At 52.8% G+C, this 18,616-nt stretch carries 21 protein-coding genes; 10 read left to right on the plus strand and 11 right to left on the minus strand.

Going from position 1 to position 18,616, the window contains the following annotated elements; translation table 11 throughout:
- Positions 1-71: 71 nt before the first annotated feature.
- Complete coding sequence (locus A6R74_RS02405; protein WP_064232872.1) at positions 72-518, plus strand: Rrf2 family transcriptional regulator; 447 nt, start codon at positions 72-74, stop codon at positions 516-518.
- Between the two features lie 6 nt (positions 519-524).
- On the opposite strand, the gene A6R74_RS02410 is transcribed toward A6R74_RS02405, so the two are convergent.
- A complete protein-coding gene (locus tag A6R74_RS02410; protein WP_064232873.1) occupies positions 525-1,736 on the minus strand; it encodes an NnrS family protein in 1,212 nt (403 codons plus the stop codon).
- 158 nt (positions 1,737-1,894) lie between these two features.
- Here A6R74_RS02410 and hmpA point away from each other — a divergent pair, with 158 nt between their 5' ends.
- Positions 1,895-3,067, plus strand: coding sequence for an NO-inducible flavohemoprotein (hmpA, locus tag A6R74_RS02415; protein ID WP_064232874.1), 1,173 nt, complete (start codon positions 1,895-1,897; stop codon positions 3,065-3,067).
- A gap of 164 nt (positions 3,068-3,231) precedes the next feature.
- Here hmpA and A6R74_RS02420 read toward each other — a convergent pair whose 3' ends face one another.
- The 3 genes from A6R74_RS02420 to A6R74_RS02430 are packed head-to-tail and all read right to left on the minus strand — an operon-like array spanning position 3,232 to position 4,632.
- Entirely contained in the window at positions 3,232-3,618 is a 387-nt protein-coding gene (locus A6R74_RS02420) for a SirB2 family protein (RefSeq protein WP_064232875.1), read from the minus strand.
- 9 nt (positions 3,619-3,627) lie between these two features.
- Complete coding sequence (locus tag A6R74_RS02425; protein WP_064232876.1) at positions 3,628-4,020, minus strand: hypothetical protein; 393 nt, start codon at positions 4,018-4,020, stop codon at positions 3,628-3,630.
- A gap of 42 nt (positions 4,021-4,062) precedes the next feature.
- Positions 4,063-4,632, minus strand: a complete 570-nt coding sequence (locus A6R74_RS02430) for a hypothetical protein (RefSeq protein ID WP_240488144.1) — start codon at positions 4,630-4,632, stop codon at positions 4,063-4,065.
- Between the two features lie 176 nt (positions 4,633-4,808).
- Between A6R74_RS02430 and A6R74_RS02435 the strand changes: the two genes are divergently transcribed.
- From A6R74_RS02435 to A6R74_RS02455, 5 genes are all read left to right on the plus strand, one after another.
- Positions 4,809-6,689, plus strand: a complete 1,881-nt coding sequence (locus A6R74_RS02435; RefSeq protein ID WP_064232878.1) for a type IV pili methyl-accepting chemotaxis transducer N-terminal domain-containing protein — start codon at positions 4,809-4,811, stop codon at positions 6,687-6,689.
- A gap of 17 nt (positions 6,690-6,706) precedes the next feature.
- Complete coding sequence (gene narL / locus A6R74_RS02440; protein WP_064232879.1) at positions 6,707-7,375, plus strand: two-component system response regulator NarL; 669 nt, start codon at positions 6,707-6,709, stop codon at positions 7,373-7,375.
- A 238-nt stretch (positions 7,376-7,613) separates the two neighbouring features.
- Positions 7,614-9,206 carry a hypothetical protein gene (locus A6R74_RS02445; RefSeq protein ID WP_064232880.1) on the plus strand — a complete coding sequence of 531 codons (1,593 nt, stop codon included), beginning with the start codon at positions 7,614-7,616 and terminating at the stop codon, positions 9,204-9,206.
- Positions 9,207-9,278: 72 nt separating this feature from the next.
- On the plus strand, positions 9,279-9,737 hold the full coding sequence (locus A6R74_RS02450) for a universal stress protein (RefSeq protein ID WP_064232881.1): 459 nt from the start codon (positions 9,279-9,281) through the stop codon (positions 9,735-9,737).
- Positions 9,738-9,793: 56 nt separating this feature from the next.
- On the plus strand, positions 9,794-11,287 hold the full coding sequence (locus A6R74_RS02455; RefSeq protein WP_064232882.1) for an MFS transporter: 1,494 nt from the start codon (positions 9,794-9,796) through the stop codon (positions 11,285-11,287).
- Between the two features lie 138 nt (positions 11,288-11,425).
- On the opposite strand, the gene A6R74_RS02460 is transcribed toward A6R74_RS02455, so the two are convergent.
- Entirely contained in the window at positions 11,426-11,842 is a 417-nt protein-coding gene (locus A6R74_RS02460) for a MarR family winged helix-turn-helix transcriptional regulator (RefSeq protein ID WP_064232883.1), read from the minus strand.
- Between the two features lie 127 nt (positions 11,843-11,969).
- Here A6R74_RS02460 and A6R74_RS02465 point away from each other — a divergent pair, with 127 nt between their 5' ends.
- Positions 11,970-12,536 (plus strand): YIP1 family protein, encoded by a 567-nt coding sequence (locus tag A6R74_RS02465; RefSeq protein ID WP_064232884.1) that lies wholly within the window; start codon positions 11,970-11,972, stop codon positions 12,534-12,536.
- An 83-nt stretch (positions 12,537-12,619) separates the two neighbouring features.
- On the opposite strand, the gene A6R74_RS02470 is transcribed toward A6R74_RS02465, so the two are convergent.
- The 6 genes from A6R74_RS02470 to A6R74_RS02490 form a co-directional block, all read right to left on the minus strand.
- The gene (locus tag A6R74_RS02470; RefSeq protein WP_064232885.1) at positions 12,620-13,051 is read right to left on the minus strand and encodes a DUF488 domain-containing protein; all 432 of its coding nucleotides are present in this window, start codon (positions 13,049-13,051) and stop codon (positions 12,620-12,622) included.
- 174 nt (positions 13,052-13,225) lie between these two features.
- Positions 13,226-13,483: a hypothetical protein gene (locus A6R74_RS02475; RefSeq protein ID WP_125410274.1), complete on the minus strand. Its 258-nt coding sequence runs from the start codon at positions 13,481-13,483 to the stop codon at positions 13,226-13,228.
- A gap of 47 nt (positions 13,484-13,530) precedes the next feature.
- Positions 13,531-14,574 carry a PDDEXK nuclease domain-containing protein gene (locus tag A6R74_RS02480; protein WP_082906557.1) on the minus strand — a complete coding sequence of 348 codons (1,044 nt, stop codon included), beginning with the start codon at positions 14,572-14,574 and terminating at the stop codon, positions 13,531-13,533.
- A 532-nt stretch (positions 14,575-15,106) separates the two neighbouring features.
- On the minus strand, positions 15,107-15,289 hold the full coding sequence (locus A6R74_RS23430; protein WP_205634137.1) for a lysozyme inhibitor LprI family protein: 183 nt from the start codon (positions 15,287-15,289) through the stop codon (positions 15,107-15,109).
- Positions 15,259-15,507: a lysozyme inhibitor LprI family protein gene (locus A6R74_RS23435; RefSeq protein WP_353047674.1), complete on the minus strand. Its 249-nt coding sequence runs from the start codon at positions 15,505-15,507 to the stop codon at positions 15,259-15,261. Before A6R74_RS23435 ends, A6R74_RS23430 begins: the two co-directional genes overlap by 31 nt.
- An 88-nt stretch (positions 15,508-15,595) precedes the next feature.
- The gene (locus A6R74_RS02490; protein ID WP_064232888.1) at positions 15,596-16,282 is read right to left on the minus strand and encodes a hypothetical protein; all 687 of its coding nucleotides are present in this window, start codon (positions 16,280-16,282) and stop codon (positions 15,596-15,598) included.
- A 647-nt stretch (positions 16,283-16,929) separates the two neighbouring features.
- Here A6R74_RS02490 and A6R74_RS02495 point away from each other — a divergent pair.
- Both A6R74_RS02495 and A6R74_RS02500 read left to right on the plus strand, forming a co-directional pair.
- Positions 16,930-17,538, plus strand: a complete 609-nt coding sequence (locus tag A6R74_RS02495) for a hypothetical protein (protein ID WP_064232889.1) — start codon at positions 16,930-16,932, stop codon at positions 17,536-17,538.
- Positions 17,539-17,984: 446 nt separating this feature from the next.
- A complete protein-coding gene (locus tag A6R74_RS02500; protein ID WP_064232890.1) occupies positions 17,985-18,605 on the plus strand; it encodes a DUF2201 family putative metallopeptidase in 621 nt (206 codons plus the stop codon).
- The last annotated feature ends 11 nt before the right edge of the window (positions 18,606-18,616 follow it).

Consider the following 18,616-nt stretch of genomic DNA (forward strand, 5'->3'; position numbering starts at 1 on the left):
CATTGCAACTCACTGAACATTCATACAACATGCTTTTTATAGTTGGATTACTTCGGAGCAAAGCGCACTCCATGCACCTCACCCGATTCACTGATTATTCGATACGCGTATTGATCTTTCTTGCGGCCAAGGGAGAGGAGCGTTCTACGATTAATGAAATTGCCGAGACGTTTGATATCTCACGCAATCATTTGATGAAAATTGTTCAGGAGCTAAGTCAAAAGAACTACGTTACCGCTATTCGTGGCAAGAATGGCGGCTTACTGCTGACACGTGCCCCCGCAACTATTGGGTTAGGCGAGCTAGTACGCGAGATGGAGCATGACATGGCGCTAGTGGAGTGCTTTCATAGCGACAATGCCTGCATCATTACTCCGGCATGTCGCCTTCAACCGATACTTAATGACGCACTGTCAGCATTTCTAGGTGTACTCGACCACTACACATTGGCCGACCTGCTGGGCAGTCAACAATCTCAATTGGCGCAACTTATGCGCATTCCTACCGTCAGCGCCTAGCACTCCCTAGCCATCCTGCCCGTCGACTCGCGACTGCATCAACGGCCAAGTGTAGTGCACTAGGAATATTGCGTAGGCCACGCACCAGAAAATGATGCTCAGCGTGTAAGTCCAGTGGGTGATCTGGGGAAATAGTGCTAATACGGGCGAGCGCACTAAGGCGGCTATTAGCATTAAGCCTAGCGCCACACCCATACCCGGCAAAGTGCGTATGGGGCGGCCCGTATGACCTAGCGAAACCCTAGACATCATGGCCAGCATCATAGTGCCCATGCCCCCAATAGTCAGGGCGTGTACAGCAAGTTCTGCACGCATCAGCCCCATGAGTGCCAAGACCCACATAACAAGCCCTAGCGGAATACAGGCGTAGCTACCGTGCAATCCCCAAAGCAAGGGTTCTCGCCAACTGTGCAGCCCACCCCAGCGCGCCATACGAATACTATTAGCCAGCGCCGCTAACAGCATCCCCCCACCCAGTAATAAAGTAGGCATGACAACACCCAGCATGACGACCAGCTGCAGCACGACTACGCCAGCCGTGCTAACCAGCGTCACTCCTTCTAGTAAAGGAATAGGGTCAGGTTTGGTTCGTCCCAAACGGTTAGCGGTAAACATGGCAATCACACGCCCGCCAACGACGGTCATCATCAGTGTGATTAACAGCACGGCTAAGTAGGCAGCTTGGCGAATTAACTCGGCGTCACCCTGCATCACTCCTAAGTGCATCGCCAGATTAGCAATGGCAAACAGCAACAGCACAGGTATAAAGACCAAGTTGCGCCAACGCTTTGCGGTGATAACCAGGCGTGCCATAACAATGGCGACTATTGGCAGAAACGCAAGGTCAACCGCCAGCAGCATCCACCCCGGCAACTCCATGGGGAAAGCCATCAGCACCCGACCTAATAGCCATAGCACCACCAGACCCAGCAGCGGCCCGCCGTTTAAACTCGGCAATCCTGTCCAGTTACGCACGGCGGTAAGCAAAAATCCCGCTGCCACCGCCGCGGCAAAGCCAAACAACATTTCATGCTGATGCCAGAACACCAAGCCGCCATAAGGTCGCAGCAAAATATGGCCGTGCCAGAAGGCTAGCCATACTAATAGGGACGCCACACTAAACAGCGCAGCCAGCAGAAAAAAAGGCCTAAAAGACAGACGCATTAATGGCAGATGCTCACGTTTTGAAGCAGGCTCGGATGAGGTGGTCATTGGCATGGCGTAATCCCGACTAAATTACTTGGAAATATGATTGTGCGCCTAGCTATCAACGCAGACCATGACATGTATCAAAAATACATCTTATGGCTAGCATTTATAGGCTCACGGCATTAAGATTCATATGAAATACTTCTTAATATGCCGAGGGATTGACATTGCTAACTAATGAGCAAGAAACACTAATCAACGCGACCGCTCCTGTTGTTGCAGAACACCTGAATGCAATTACCCAGCGCTTTTACCCGTTGATGTTTAGCCGCTATCCAGAGGTCAAACCGCTCTTTAATGAGGTTCATCAGCAAAGTGGCGGCCAGCCTCGTGCCCTAGCCAGCGCCGTGTTGGCCTATGTCCAACTTCGCGGCAATCCTGCTCAAGCGCGTGCCACCCTGGATATTGTGGTCAGCAAACACGTCTCGCTAGGTATTCTTCCCGAACAGTATCCTATTGTAGGTGAGTGCCTGCTGGCGGCGATTGGCGAAGTACTCGGTGATGCCGTAACACCAGAAATCGCTGATGCCTGGGGTGCTCTTTACAATGAGCTAGCCGCCCTACTCATTGACCTTGAAGACCAACGCTATCGTGAGTTCGAGCAGCGCCCAGGCGGCTGGCGGGGCACACGCCGTTTCAAGATTGCCAGCACCCGACAGGAAAGTACGTTAATCCGTTCTTTTATTCTGGAACCCGAGGATGGCGGCTGCGTGGCGAACCATGAGCCCGGTCAGTATATCGGCGTACGTTTGACTATAAACGGCGAGTTGGTCTATCGACACTACAGCCTCTCGGACACGCCTAATGGCCAAAGCTATCGAATCTCGATCAAACGTGAAGAACAGGGCCAAGTCAGCCGCCATTTCCATGATGTCCTACAACCAGGCGACACCTTGGAGCTGTTACCGCCAGCAGGTAACCTTACGTTGGTTGAGGGTGATGAGCCTCTACTACTTGCTAGCGGCGGCGTTGGTCAAACGCCCCTCCTCCCCATGGCACGCCATGCTTTGTCCCTTGGACGGCAGGTCACCTATCTACACGCGGCCTTGGATACCGAGCATCAGGCTTTTAAAGAGGAATTAGAGGCGCTAAAAAGCGAGTATCCTCAACGCCTTCAAGCCGTTCGCATCCATGAACACGGCAACGAAGCCGAGCATATTGGTCGTATCGACCGCAGCTTATTAGCTCACTACCTGCCTGATCTCAAGGCACGCTGCTATTTCGTTGGCCCCCAAGGATTTATGACGGCGATTAACAGCGCCTTGTCTGAATTGGGTATTGACGAGGATCGCCGCCACTTCGAACACTTTGGCCCATCACGCCCACTCGACGCAGCTTGATAATGGGCGATTAGGGCTAACATTTCCGGGCGAACATTTCCGGGCTACCTATCTAGATGCTATGACGAAATACTGCGCCAATACTTGAACATGTTGCAATAATCGGCCCAATCTATTTCTAGAGACACCATAGCGCTCACTAAAAAATGGATAAGGCTAATATATTAGGCCAGCCAGGAAAGGGAGCTGTGGCGCATAGCAGCCCCCACCATATAGGCGAAAATGGCCACCGCTACGACGGCGGCCACGGCACGCACTTTGGGCGTTGGCCCGCGCTTAATCGCGATGGTGCCAATACCGATATAGGCCAGCAGCGCCAGCAGTTTGGCACCAAGCCAGGGAAGCTGCCAGGGCCATACGGAGAGCAGCACCATCAAGGTGACTCCCAGCCCCAGCAGGGCCGTATCAATGAGATGGGGCAGTACCTTGACCCAACGGGCGTGGATTCGCGGGCTTTCCTGCACCGACCACCAGGCGCGAACCACGAAAAGTGTAATGCTCAGTGCAGCGGCGGTCATGTGCAGGTGCTTGATGAGAAAATAGTGCTCCATGGTTTCCCCCTAGCCGACATTAACCGTATCACCGTGTGGATCGAAGGCAAGAAAAGAAGTGATATTACCCATTTGCAGCGACTCCATCATACGCTGGAGCTGTCGTTCAACCTCGGCTTCGTCCTTTGGGTCATCCATGGCCGCAGTGAACATCAGATCCCATTCGATCTCGGTGCGGCGAGACTCTTCGACTAAGGCCACCATGCTGCTCAGCTCTTTGGTCGATTTGTCTACGCATATCACCGGCACCAACACCCCACCTTCGCCCTGTTCGAAGCGACGACGCTGCTCAGCATCGGGAAAATCGGGCAGTTCTGCGCGAACGAACACAAACAATAGGCGCTGGGGTTTAGGTTGTTTATGCGCTTCCTGCAGTAAATCGGCAAACGTCGCTATGGTCATATAATGGGCCTTATCCCTAGTCGGGAAGATTAGTAGGTGGCGTTACTCGGGTGATTCTACGAAAAGCCACAACAGCAGCATTATCATAAACAGCGGGATCAAGAGGCTAAGTGGCGCGGCGCGCCAGCCATAGGCTTGTACTACCAGAGGCGTCATCCGTAAGGAAAACCCTACGCCTGCGCTTAAAGCGAGACACAAGGCTACAAGAAGAAGCACCCAGCGATCAGGCATCCAGCCTTTGGCGTGGGCGATGCCAGTTGTAACCACCGCACCTCCCAAACCAAGCCCAGCCCCCACCAACAAAAACTCCCAAGGACGGCTTGCCACACCAAACCCACCCAGGGCCAGTGCGAGCCCCAGCAAAAGCCACTGCATCAAGCGGCAGGTGTCTCCCCGCCTGGCGATAAACCAAGCAGGCCAAGCCAACAGCACACCGCTACTCAACGGTACCAGCACATACAGGGGCTGTTTTGCGAGCAGAGCATAAAGTGTCCAGCTAGCCACCGCTAAAGAGCTTGCCAGCGGCATTAGCAGCATGGCTACCAGCAACTGATAAACATTGACTGGCTGTGTTGATGTCTCCAACGTGGGAGGCGGCACGGGTGGTGGCATGACGTTTCCCAGCGAAAGTATTAAGACATCGGAAGGCATGCCAGAATTGTCGGTAAATACCTGACGTAGGTCAAAAAACATTGGAGGTAGGTCGACTAACTCCAAAGGAATAGCCCTCGTATCAAGATGCAGACACTGTCACACTCTCTTACCCCTTCCGCGCTATCGGAACTGCCATGAAATTACTTCAACGCTCCCTGGTTGCTCGCATCATTGCGTCTCTGCTTGCCATTAGCGGTATGGCACTCATTAGCATCACCCTGACCATGGCAATGTCTAACAGCAGCCGTGGCGACGCGGCCGCGATTAATGTCGCGGGCTCATTACGCATGAATGCCTATCAGATATTGGGGGCCTTGCAGCGCCTGGAGTATGCCCCTGAAGAGGCGAGTGAAGAGCAGCTCGAAAGTCTGATAACGCGTTTCGAACAGCGTTTGCATGGCACAACGCTACAGCAAACGATCCCCGCTGATGATCGCCACGAGCGCCGACGTCAACTGGAAAAACTTCAAACCTACTGGCAGCACACGCTTCGCCCGGCTCTACAAGCACCGTCCACCGCTGCAGCGCTTGACCTGGATACGCGAGAAGCGATGATCGTTGCGATGGTCAATGACATCGAGATGCTAGTCACCTACCTGGAGCAGAGCACCGAAGCCAAGGTACGGCTGCTGGGCATGATGCAAGTGCTCTTTTTAGTGTTGATTGCGATAGTGGTCGCCATCGCCCTCTACGATGTTCGCTACAATCTGGTAGTCCCTTTGCGCCAGCTTATGGTACTGGCCCGAGAGGCGGCACAGCGTAACTTCAAGCCGCGTTCACAGCTCCGCGGTAGCGACGAGCTGGCATTATTGGGCCATACCTTTAACAAGATGTCGGCCGAGCTGGCAACAAGTTACGCCGCGTTGGAAGACAAGGTATCTCGCAAGAAACAGGAGCTTGAGCGCAGCAACCAAGCACTTCGGGTGATGCACGATGCCAGTCGCGCGCTGTATGGCGGCGGTAATGACCTCTGCGCTAGCGCAGCCCCCATGCTACGCGAACTTGAAAAGCTGCTGGATATCGGACCGATACGCCTTTCGTTAAAAGACCCATTCGATCAACGCGCAATGCCGGTACTGGAAACGCATTCGCGTACCCGCCCCGAGTACTGCCGCGATCAGGATTGTCATGCCTGCCTGATTGATCCTCGCCCCCTGGATCTGGTGGCCAATAACCAGTCGCAATGCCTGCTGCTACCGATCAGCGTAGGCGATACGCTGCTAGGCACCTTGGAAGTGTGGTATCCCCAGGAACGGCTAAACGATAGCACGCGTCGCCTGCTTACCATGTTAGCCGACCAGCTGGCCACGGCGGTGTACCTGCAGCGGCGTATCGAAGAGCAGCAGCACGTCACATTGATCAACGAGCGCACCATCATCGCGCGGGAACTGCACGACTCCCTAGCGCAATCGCTATCTTACCTAAAGATGCAGGTCGCCCGACTTGAACGCATGCAGCAAAAAGAGGCAACCCGAGAGGCGCAGTCTGCGGTATTCGATGAGCTGCGCACCGGTTTAAACAGTGCCTACCGTCAGTTGCGTGAGCTGCTCACCACCTTCCGACTCAAACTAGAGGGGCCGGGGCTGCAATTTGCCTTGCGCCAGACCGTCGATGAGTTCAGCCAGCGTATGGAGGCAACGGTCAAGCTTGATTACGATGTGCCGCCTTATCTGCTTAACCCCAATGAAGAAATTCACGTACTGCAGATCATTCGTGAAGCACTGGCCAATACCCACAAACACGCCCAAGCCCATTGGGCTAAGGTCACAGTTCGATTCGCTGATGCCCGCCTGTTAGTGCGTATCGAGGATGACGGCGTCGGCCTGGAAGACGATGGCTCACCGCCAATGCATTACGGCTTGGTGATCATACGCGACCGTGCCACTACCCTGAATGGGCAACTGAGCATCACCAATCGCCCCACCGGGGGAGCCAGCATTGAGGTAGAATTTACCCCTTTAACCGCTCGCTTAATTCAGCAGCAGCCCGCTTCGGCTGCCACCAACTCACACTAAGGTACAGGGGCTTCTTAATGACGCTGACCACCGCCAAAGACACACCTGCCAGTCTGATGATTATCGACGACCATCCACTACTACGGCGCGGTGTGATTCAGCTGCTTGAGCTAGAAGACGACCTTGAACTGGTTGGCGAGACGGGCGATCCCGAAGAGGGCATTGCCCTGGCCCTCAAACTTGAGCCTGATTTGGTGTTACTGGATTTAAACATGCCGGGCGTCAATGGCTTAGAAGCGTTACGCCGCCTGCGGGAAGCCAACTATAGTGGCCGTGTGGTGATGTTCACTGTTTCCGACCATGAGGATGATGTGGTCGCGGCGCTGCGCAACGGTGCCGACGGTTACCTGCTAAAGGATATGGAGCCTGAAGACATGGTTCGCCAACTGCGCCAGGCGGCCTTGGGCCGCATGGTCATCAGCGAAAGCCTGACCGCCCTACTCGCTGAAGCCCTGCGTAATCAGCGCAATGCCCCCACGACCCCGGATATTCATAGCCTAACGCAGCGTGAACGTGAAATTCTGCAACAGCTTGCTGGGGGACTCTCCAACAAGCTCATTGCGCGCAAGCTGGATATTACCGAAGGCACGGTCAAGGTTCACGTCAAACACCTGCTCAAGAAGCTCAACTTACGCTCACGTGTCGAGGCCGCCGTCTGGGCAGTCCAGGAAGGTATCGATCACTAATCGGTTCTGTGTGGATACCTCCAAAGACTCCCAGCGTACTTTTGCTCTGACCCGCCTTTACCCCCTCTCGATTTTTTGTCTTTAATATCAATCAATCCGGGCTTTTCAGCGACTACCTCTCAAGAGGTATATCGCTGATTTTACTGCTATTTGCACCTATTCCCCCATTTCTTCCTCAAGCGTATCTTGCCTTTTAACTGCTAAGTGCAGAAAGGTTTGATGCCAAGGGGAAACCGCCATGAGCAAGAGAAACGCCGACATTGAGAAGTGGGATGTCGAAGACGCCCAATTCTGGGAACAGGAAGGCAAGCACATCGCCAACCGCAACCTATGGATATCCATTCCCAGCCTGCTAATGGGCTTCGCTGTCTGGATGATGTGGGGAATGATCACCACTCAAATGCAGAACCTGGGTTTTCCGTTCACGGTTAACCAGTTATTTTCCCTGACGGCGCTTGCCGGTCTAGCGGGTGCCACGCTGCGCATCCCAGCATCGTTCATGATCCGCATCGCTGGCGGGCGTAACACTATTTTCCTGACCACCGCGCTGCTGATGATCCCCGCCGCCGGTACCGGTATTGCCTTGATGAATCCAGGCACGCCGTTCTGGGTATTCCAGGCGTTGGCACTGCTGTCCGGTATTGGCGGTGGCAACTTCGCTTGCTCGATGAGCAATATTTCCACTTTCTATCCCAGCAAGCAGCAAGGTTACGCCCTGGGCATGAATGCGGGCCTGGGCAATTTCGGCGTCACTACCATGCAGATTGTGATCCCGCTGGTAATGACCGTCAGCGTCTTCGGCGCGATTGCCGGTTCTCCAATGGAATTGCAAAGCGCCAGCGGCACCTTGATCGGCCGGATTGAAGCAGGTACAGATACCTGGATCCAGAATGCTGGCTTTATCTGGCTCGTGTTCTTGATCCCATTAGCGTTCGCCAGTTGGTTCGGCATGAACAATCTTCGCACTATTACGCCCAACCCGGGTTCGCCGCTGGCGGCTTTCAGCAAAATATTAGGCCTCTACGGCGTCGGCATGGTGACCGCCATCATCGGTATGTTGGCGCTCGGTTGGGTTAATATGTGGATTGCCCTGCCGCTAACCATCGTTCTGACCCTTGTGTTGTTGCGCCTGATTCCTGGCGATATCAAGCCCAATATCCAGAAGCAGTTCGCGATATTTTCCAACAAGCACACCTGGTCAATGACCATTCTCTACATCCTGACCTTCGGCTCCTTTATCGGTTTCTCAGCAGCCCTGCCTCTCTCCATCAACGTCATCTTCGGCAACATGATGGAAGCAACTGCCGATGGCACGCTGATTCACGTGGCCAACCCCGAGGCGCCCAGCGCTTTGACCTGGGCCTGGATAGGCCCCTTCGTGGGCGCTCTAATCCGCCCGTTAGGCGGATGGATCTCCGACAAAGTGGGCGGCTCCATCGTTACCCAAATAATCTCTGCGATCATGGTGGTCGTCTCCATCGCCACCGGCTATGTGATGATGCAGGCCTATAACGCCACCGATCCAAATCAATTCTTTTGGCTATTCCTGCTGCTATTCATTGTGTTATTCGCCGCCAGTGGTATCGGCAACGGTTCCACTTTCCGCAGCATCGGTGTGATTTTCGATCAGCAGCAGAAAGGCCCGGTACTTGGCTGGACCTCTGCCGTCGCTGCCTATGGCGCCTTCATCGCCCCGCGGGTAATGGGCGAGCAAATCCAGGCCGGCACACCTGAACTTGCCATGTACGGCTTTGCGGTCTTCTACGCTATCTGCCTCGTCATCAACTGGTGGTTCTACCTACGCAAGGGTGCCTACGTTAAGAACCCCTGAGTGCGGCTTGCGTGTTTACGCCCGGAGCCAAGCTCCGGGTCTTACCCCCCTACCCCAATGCGGGAGGACACTATGAAAATCATGATTGCCTATGACGGTTCTCGGAACGCCAAGCTGGCACTCGCCCAGGTCGTCAATATGTTCCGCTGCAACCAGCCGCTGCTGGTACTGGTCGGTGTGGTGGAGAATCCACTCGATGCCACCGATAACAACGAAACGCTTTTTCAGCAGGAGCAGGACGAGCTGAAACAGCACCTTCAGGAGGGAGTAGCGTTTGCAACTGGCGAGGGTTTCCAAGCCGAGCAGCTTCTCGCCGAGGGGGACGCTCGCAAGATGCTGCTTCAGGCCACCCGCAAACTCTCGCCAGACCTACTGGTGATTGCCCGCCATAGCCACCAGCCGGACGGCGGCATTATCGCCAAGTCATTGACTTACTTCGTCGACGAACTCGATTACATGACCTTCGGCAGCGTCAGCTCGTTTCTGGCTCGGCGCGCCGAGTGTCCCTTGTTGATCCTACCCAGCCCTTGAGCAGCCTCTACCCTCCTTTGGGACATACCCCCATCGGGACATAGGACGATACGACCATGAAAGTTTCCGCTGTATTCAAGTTTCGCAGCCCTGAAATCCGGGCCCTGCACCTGACCTGGATTGCCTTCTTTATTACTTTTTACGTGTGGTTCAACATGGCGCCGCTCGCTTCGAGCATGCTCAAGAGCGTCGACTGGCTGACCACGGACGATCTCAAGCTGTTCGCCATCTGCAACGTCGCCTTGACTATTCCCGCGCGCATAATCGTTGGCATGGCACTGGATCGGTTCGGCCCACGTCGGGTGTTCTCGGTGCTTATGGTGACGATGTCGATACCGGCGTTGGCGTTTGCTTTCGGCAACAGCATGACGCAGCTGCTTGTGGCGCGTCTGGTGCTGAGCTCGATTGGGGCCAGCTTCGTGGTCGGTATCCATATGACAGCGCTGTGGTTCAAGCCCAAGGACATCGGCTTCGCCGAAGGCTTCTACGCTGGCTGGGGTAACTTCGGCTCCGCCGTAGCGGCCATGTCGCTGCCGACCATTGCGCTCAGTATGTATGGCGGCCCCGATGGCTGGCGCTGGGCTATCGCGCAAAGTGCGGTTGTTATGGCGGCTTACGGTGTTTACTACTGGTTCGCGATCACCGATGGCCCGGACGCCCAGGCTCACCGTAAGCCACGCAAATCCGCCGCCATGGAAGTGAGCTCCTGGGGCGATATGATCAAGCTGATCATCTGGACGATCCCGCTGGTCGGCGTACTCGCCATCCTGGTCTGGCGTATTCAGTATATGGGCTATTTATCGGTCACCGGTGCCGTCGTCGCTTACTTAGTCATCGTGGCGATCGTTATTTACCAGATCATACAGATTCTGCGGGTCAACCTGCCAATCCTGCGCCAGGGAGTACCCGAGGATGATAAATACTCATTTAACAGCGTGGCCGCGCTCAACAGCACCTACTTTGCCAACTTCGGTGCTGAGCTGGCGGTGGTGTCGATGCTGCCCATGTTCTTTGAGGAGACCTGGGGGCTCAATGCCGCAACGGCTGGCCTGATCGCGGCGTCGTTCGCTTTCGTCAATCTGGTGGCGCGCCCGATGGGCGGCATGGTATCCGACCGTATGGGTAATCGCCGTTTCGTCATGCTGTGCTACATGTTTGGCATTAGCGTTGGGTTCTTGCTGATGGCCATGCTCAATTCGAGTTGGCCGCTCATTCTGGCCATTGCGGTGACCATCGGCACCTCGATTTTCGTACAAGGCGCTGAGGGAGCGACCTTCGGTATCATTCCCTCCATCAAGCGCCGCATCACCGGGCAGATCTCGGGCATGGCCGGCGCCTACGGTAATGTCGGCGCGGTGGTCTATCTGACTATCTTTACGTTTGTCACTCCGTCGCAGTTCTTCTACATCATCGCCACTGGCGCTTTCATTAGCTGGCTGATCTGTCTGGTATGGCTCAAGGAGCCAGAGGGCGCTTTTGACGACGAGTACTATGTTTCTTCGGTCGATAGAGACATCGAAGAGCAGGCACTGCAGAGTGCTAAGCGCTAATCGTTAGAGTTCTCGGAAGTTTTAGGCACTGTCCAAGATCCAGACAGTGCCTTTAAAAGCCAAAATAGTGACCTTCAGAGCGCACTTAATTATGAGTCGTGATGTATATTGGCTATATCCAACTTCTTAAGCTCTGCATTAAGTGGACTTATGCCAACCTGGAAATGACGCCTCTTCCTGCAAATAACGCAACTCAGGTTGATGAGCTTCAGCGATTTGGGTTACCCGATTCACTCCCTCTTCCAACAAATGCACTTCTATTTGGCGGCGATCCTCACGCCCTTGCCGCCGCACAACCAACGATAGCTGCTCACAGCGGTCAACTAGCGCCACCACCCCATGATGTTTTGATTGAAGCCGCTCCGCCAGCTCCCCCACCGTCGCCCAGTCTCTTCCATGGAAACCACGAAGATGTAGCAATAGTTGATACTGCAAGGGCGTCAACCCATAGCGGCGACAGATATCTTCACTATGGCGAAGAAAGCAACGCAACCGGTAACGAAATTGCGACAGCCGCTCAAAGTCGCTTTTATCAAGTGTCTGAGGGTTATTCATTTTTCCAATTCTCTTTACCACATACTCGGCTATTGCTGACTCGCCAATTTAGAGCGCTTTAAAAAAATACAATATCACACCATGATACAAATAACCATTGAGATTACACCTGCAGGGGGGATCTGAAATGAGAGCACTCACTTTTCTCAAATTACCATTCAACCATCGTGAAGGCTGGAAAGAGCTACAGGCTTCCTCCCCCTCCATTCCTTTACTAGCGTGGCTGGTGGTGTTACCCATGTCGCTCTTGCCGCCAGTAATGCTCTATTATGCGGGCACCCATTACGGCGATGCATTTATGGCGGGCTTTGCTGACCGGGAGTGGCGTTTTCTCACGACAATTATTTTCCTAGCAGAGATATTGAGTTTTTTCGTTATTGGCTGGGTAATCTACGCTGTAGTCAATGGAACTGAAGAGCTATCTATCAGCTATCAAGATGCCTATTTACTTGCCACACTTGCACCACTACCGTTATTCGTCGCTTCATTGGCACTATTGGTACCCAGCTTACTTTTCAACGTAGTGGTTATACTTAGCGGGCTGGGCATCTCTTGCAGCTTGATTTACCACGGCTTACAAGCACTCTGTACCCATCAAGAATTTGATGTTGCTACGATCTCAGCCACTTACACCATTATGGCTGCCAGTGCTCTGGGGTGGGGTCTTTTGTTTGCTGTTATCTGGGCTTATTAAGCCATGAACATTAGGCGCACCGGCCTACAGGGTCACTAATGCAGTCATCGTCAAGCCCAATGATGACGCGTGAAGCAAACGGTCTAACGTTGAGAAGTGGGTAATGTGTGCGCCAGGCAGGGCGATGAGCAAAGTTCACGATCACTCGCGTCTTCCTCTTCGAGCGCTGATAGCGTCAATCTTTTGATTACCGGAAGGTGTGAATCCTCAATTTGTCGCACTGCGGTTAGTAAAGTGAGCTGCCCCATTCTTGCGAACCTCATTAAAGGCAGCAGCTTATCAGGGCATGCCTTCAGCTCACTACTGTACCGCTCAAAAAACAGTGACGTGCTGATTTCTTGCTGTTGATATTGACGACATAGTTGAGAGCCGGGTGCTATCTCCGGGTACCACTCGTTCAACGCCAGCGAGTGGCGCGACACCCCGTTAGGCCATAGCCGATCAACCAAGACGCGCACACCGTCATGCTCCTCTATCGGCGCAAATACACGCTTAAGCATGATTTCATAGGACATCGTTTATATACCTCCGCCAGCACGCACGTGGCTTCAGCGAATTTATTCATATCGGTATTAACATACCAGTAAATTTAGCCAATGCAGATCGGCATAGACCACTAGCCATTTAAGGCGCACCTGGTGCTTGAGGTCATCCGGCTTCAATAGCGTCAGCAGACGCTGCTTGTGAATCTATGCCTGTCTGGGCGCACGATCACCATCGAAGAATACCTCGTGATCAGTCACCACATTGACAAACTCAGATGGCAGGTTCATTTCACTGAGCCAGATCGCCGACTGGCCACTACGGAACACGGCGCTGTTCAGTTGAACATCCAGCAGCCAGTTGTTGTAATCCGGCTCTTTACCTTCGCGATAGAGCAGAAATGATTGCTTGGGTGACTCCCGCAGTATCTGGTGTCTTAGGGTAAAACTCGTACTAGAAGACAATTCGCTGGCGCTCAAACAGGCGAGCCAGTGCTTGTTGTACGCGGCTTTCAGTCATCTTGTTTCTCGCCAGCAATCCGGTCGGTTTGAGCTTCAAACTCTTCTATCCATTCGTGCAGTTTCTCTTCCAACTGCTCTTTATCGGGCAAACACAAGCTGTATTCAGTCGCCCGGAGCGTAGTTTCTTCAGGTAACGTTAGCTCAACCACGCCCTGGTTGCGTGACGGGCACAGCAGTATCCCGATGGTTGGATTCTCATCCGGAAGCTTTTCATAGCGGTCGTAATAGTTCACATACATCTGCAACTGACCCAGGTCGCGGTGGCTCATTTTGCTGGTTTTTAACTCAATCACCACGAAACAGCGCAGCAGGCGATTATAAAACACCAGGTCAGCAAAAAACTCATCATCTTCAATGAGTAAGCGCTTTTGCCGAGCCACGAAGGTGAAGCCATTACCAAGCTCTAACAAAAACGACTGCAAATGGGTAATCAGCGATGATTCCAAGTCCTGCTCGTAGTAGCTGGCATATTTCTCAAGACCCAAAAACTCAAGATACATAGGGTCTTTGATAATCTCCCGACCAGTTTCCGGTTGGCGTTGACCGCGTGCCACTGCTAGCACGGATTCCTTATCGTTACTGGCTAGTAGGCGCTCATAGAGCTGGGCATTGATTTGGCGTTCCAGCTCTTTGCCGCTCCAGCGATTTTTCACGGTCTCTAGCTGGTAATACTCGCGCTTGTCGACATCGGTTATGCGGATCAGCAGACGATACTGGAACCAATTCAATTGCGAACACAGCGTGTTCGCAATCGGGAAGCAGCGGTAGAACTGACGGCTTAGTTCCAACTGCCTCTTGGAAAATCCGCTGCCGAACTCTCTTTCCAGTTCCTGAGCCAGAGACGCAATCAGGTAGGTACCATACTCGGCGCGCTCCTGCTCCTGCTGCTCTTCAACAAAGATCCGCTCACCCAGCTTCCAATACATCTCTACCCGGTGAAATTCCACCGAGCGCACCGCATTGTTCTGTGCGGTGGCGATGATAGAGCGGGCATCTTTCAGGAGCATCTCAGATAATAGCAGCGGCTTATTCATCGTCAGCAACCTGCTCTCTGGCGATTGAAGAATGCTTAACATTCATTGCTTGCTGCAATAAATATGCTGCCTCGGGATTGAGAGAGTACAGGTAATTCACGGCGGTGTTCGGATTCATATCATTCCCGAAAAACAGGTAAGCAGAGTAACTTTATATTTGCGGTTCTTCTTCACTTCATATGGATTTAGCTTGATCAAATAGACAGCCTACCGAGTCGTCTTAAAAAAGCCATTCTATCCTCCCAGTCGTGTGTTCAGTCCTGATGCCAGCGCCTGGCTACCAGCCTAGTGTATTTTGCGTTGCAAGTGAGACCTTATGATGTAAAAAGAAGTGCCGTCCATCAGTTGTGCGCATTTAGCCTTAATATGGGGAACCGGCACTGAGGCTTGATACCTATTTAACCAGACCCCAAGTCGGGCCAACGAAAAAGCCAGAACCCGAACAAGATCAGTTAAGTCTTACCGTTTCACGCTCCTCTAACGGTTGCTCGCATATAACACTTTCATCTCTGTTTTTCGCTTGCACTTAGCATTACCATCCCAGCATATTTTCGAGTTCAGCCGCTCGTTCAGTGGTTTCCTGAAGAAAACAATCATTACTCACTACCTGTGCCAACGTGCCACCTGCAGTAGCGTAGAAATTACAGTTAGCGTCTCGGTAGGAAATCCATAGGCGCTGGGCGGCTAACAGCGCTTCCCGACGCTCCTCAAACAGTTCACTACGAAATCGCTATAGGCATTGTTTAATCGCGCATCTTGAACAGCCATCTCTGCGGCTATACAGCTCAGCATTTCCACCGTCACCCCACCAGAGGCATCCATACATTTGCTATAACGAGCAGTGTATTCAGCTTCAGTACTGCTTTGCGCGGGAGCGGCCAGCGGAAAAAGAAAGCAAAGCGCTGTCGCTTGTTGGCACTTCTGTATCACCATATCGTTGATTCCTTCGTATGTTTTACAGCCTAAATATGGCAACCGTTCACCTCACAAGCATTCTGCCGTTATGGTTAATCGCCTTTCATTATTCTGCTTGTTCCCACACAGCAGCAGTAATGTTACGGGCACGCTGCCCCTGACCACGAAGCTGAAGTACAAAGCTCATAGCATCTCTCAGCACTACTTCATTATCATCCTTGTCAGAGCCAATTACGGCATCTGGGTCGAACAGGCTTAGCGCTTGCGCTATCGCATCGACTGCTGGCTCACGTTCAAAGAAATCGTCATCCTCCAGTTCAGATAGCTCCGCCAGCAGCTTGCAGTCCACCAGGGTACCATCCAGCCAGTTAGTAGCTTCGGTATAGCCCACACACCAGCGCAAGCGAGATTCTTCAATACAGACCTCCATGGTGGTGGAGTGCTTGCCAACAAAGCAGCTGCCGAGCAGCACACCGTCAATGCGGTAACGTTTGGAATAGCGGGCCACAATGAGCAGCAAATCAAGCATGGGAACACCTACGATCTCTTTGCCAAAACCGTGCGCCGCTATGTAGACAATTCTGCTATCTAGATCACCTTTACAAAGGCACTCCAGAGCCATCTCAAAGCTCTTTTTATCGTAGAAATTGGCATAGTGAACATCCGTATCACCGGTCAGTTTTGCCACACCCTCGACAAAAGGAATCACACTGCTGCGATTGGCATCCCGGTCATCCAGTTCCCAGGGAGATTCGAGCACCAGGATGGCCCTGCTTGCGTGACGTATACTCATTATTAATACTCCAATATATATTTAGGATAATATCGTGACTAGCATCGACACAGCATTCAATCCAATAACAGTCGAGGATCACCTCACGAACGCTGGGTAAGTAGAGAGTTTCCCCTATTCCCTTGTTATAGCCAGTCACAAAGAAAGAAGCTGTCAGGAGAGTAAGTCATAGCTCCGACAACTCGTGTCGCATGATGCTCATCATGCCAATTAGCGGAAAAATATAAATAAAAAGAGGCTATCACTATGATGAATTAAGCGATAGGCAACATCACCAATATTTAACAAAGCCTTTAGCACTACCTTAAACTAGCCAAGCGACACTTAATGTCGCATATATCTGTCACGATCAGACAACCTCGCTGCCTTTAGGTTAAACACCCGCTGCGCTCTATGATCAGCCAAACATTTTTATCTAATTGCCTTCGAAGTCTTTCAGGCTTTTTCCGGCACTTGTGTCCGAAACACAACCCACACTGCAATAGCCGCATTGTGTTTGATTTGTCTTCTGCTGTTGGCTACCAAATCGAAGTACGGCTTTCCCCCTGGCAGTCGGATGAGCCGTTTTCGTGGGTAAGTGAGACAGAAGGTGCACAGCTAGCGACGGGCGCGTTTTTGGAGCCCCCGGCATCAGCTGAGAGGTGCTTATGGCCCCCCAGGGAGAGACACTAACGCTGGGTATGCCCGACGCACTAATTGGGGTTATTAATGCGGTGCCTTTTTTAGGCATTGAAATAGCACAGGTTATGGGCCGGCTAGACGCTGCCCTCGACATGGCTATATCTTCCCCGTTACTGCTAACACTGCTGGTAGAAAAGGGGGCACAAGAAAGGTGGTCAGCGGACACCTTCGCGGCATTACTTCACCACAAGCAATCAACACTATGTGCAGTTGCAAGTTTACCCGCAACACGATCAAGCGCCAAGTTGCTGCGTCGCTGCCAGCTTGGCCCGGTGATTCGGCGCGAGCTCTTTCCGCTTAAAAAGGCGTTAAATAATCCCGATAACAGCGAGTTTTTGCGTCATCAACTTTATGTTCACGCCAGGCACCTTATCTTTTTAGCCAATTATGAGGGCGCGCGTTGGCCGGGATTGCTCAAGCTTATCAACGAGGCGCTAACCCCAGCTCCCCATTACCGTGGTAGTGCTTGGCTTAAAGCGATGCTGGTGGATACCCAACGCATGTTAGCTACAAGGACTGAAGCCCTTTACCCCGTATACTCATTGGCGGCCTTTCGGCCCTGCACGACCAGTTAGTGAATGTTTTTAATGCCCACTCAACCGCGGGCAACCTTCAAAGTAGCGCCGCTGAACTGCAGCAACGCCATGGGCCCTACCCTACGCCGCCCTTGCCTAACACAACGTTAATCACTGCTATCACTTCTTGGCAAAATTTACTCTTGGAGGGAGAGCATATGCGGAACTGAGTGGGCAGTTACAGCAGCGCCGTCGCCAACGGACAAGTCGCTATCTATCACCTACAGCAACCTGCACCAGTAACCGTTGCCATCACGCCCCAAGGCCAGCGTTGGAAGTTAAGCGAGGCACGCGGGGTACGTAACGCGCCCCCATCACCGGAAGCTCAGCATTTCATACACGTATGGTTAACGGAGCAGGCATAGGTATACCTCGTATTTACGCGACCTACGTTGTCGCACCCCTAACGTAGCTTATGACACCTCACCCATGAGGAAAGGCATGCTATGGATACGTTGGTACATTCATCTTCAGCAACGGCGGATGCACAGCAAGAGTTGGCGAAGTGGCAGGCGGATCGCGCCTATTGGGCAGAAACATTCCCTGTTATGGAGTTGCTCAGCGAATTTTTAATTTTAACCCCTGTTTTGCAGGAGCAAATAGCCACGGCGAGTACGGATGGCCGGCATCTCTATTTTTGTCCCTGTTATAGTGCCAGTCTCTCCGATGAATCTCGGCGCTTTTTGCATGCCCACCTAATTTGGCATTGTGTGGCAGGCCATTTAACCGCTCCTCTAGTAGCGAACCGGCATCGTTGGCACCTTGCCTGCGACCATGAAGTCAACGCCCTGCTGTTGGCTCTCGGCTTACCCCTGCCTTTGAATGCACTGCTATTTCCCGTATGCGTTGGCCGCAGCGCTTTGGAGGTGTATCGATGGCTTGAAGGACACCCAAACACGTCCATTGAAATGCCTCTCGACATTCACCCTGCCGCACTATGGGGGCACCTCCCCCACGCCACACCAAACCAGCGCATGACTGGACTTTGGCGACACCGAGCTCATTTGATTACTCGGGAACCCGATGCGCTGCCCGAGAGAGTCGCTAAGTTTTGTGAGGCACGTTAAACTTGATGTTT

The sequence above is a fragment of the Halomonas sp. ALS9 genome (assembly GCF_001651035.1).
Classification (GTDB): Bacteria; Pseudomonadota; Gammaproteobacteria; order Pseudomonadales; family Halomonadaceae; genus Vreelandella.